General features: G+C 59.9%; 1 protein-coding gene. It reads right to left on the bottom strand.

Annotated features, from left to right (window positions below; genetic code table 11):
* The coding region (locus QJT78_RS52215) for a transposase (protein WP_281460957.1) at positions 1-399 on the bottom strand (399 nt) is incomplete at both ends.

The raw sequence follows: 399 nt of genomic DNA, 5'->3' as shown, positions 1-399 counted from the left end.
GCTGTTGATTTTGCAGGTGGCGATGAGCGAAGCTATGCGCGCCCATGAACGACCACCTTCGTCGTGACCAGCAAATAAACTATTTTTACGCGTCAGAGTCAGCGGCCTGATTTGATTTTCGACGGGATTGGTGTCCATCTCAACGCAACCATCGTCGAGAAACAAGGTGAGGCCATCCCAATGGTTCAGGAGATAGGCGATCGCCTTGCCCATCTCGCTGCCCGGCGACAGGCGAGCGGCTTGCTCGCGCAGAAACCTCTCGAGTTCAGCGACGAGCGGCCGTGATCGCTCGTTACGGGTCGTTTGCCGAGCCGGGGCGTCGGCGCCACGGATCTCCTTCTCGATCGCATAGAGTGCGGCGATGCGCGCGAGAACGGCTTCGGCGATGGGTGAGCCGGC

Source organism: Bradyrhizobium sp. Mp27 (genome assembly GCF_029953005.1).
Lineage (GTDB): Bacteria > Pseudomonadota > Alphaproteobacteria > Rhizobiales > Xanthobacteraceae > Bradyrhizobium > Bradyrhizobium barranii.
The sequence above is the reverse complement of the archived record's forward strand: the minus strand, read 5'-3'. Positions and strand labels throughout refer to the sequence as shown.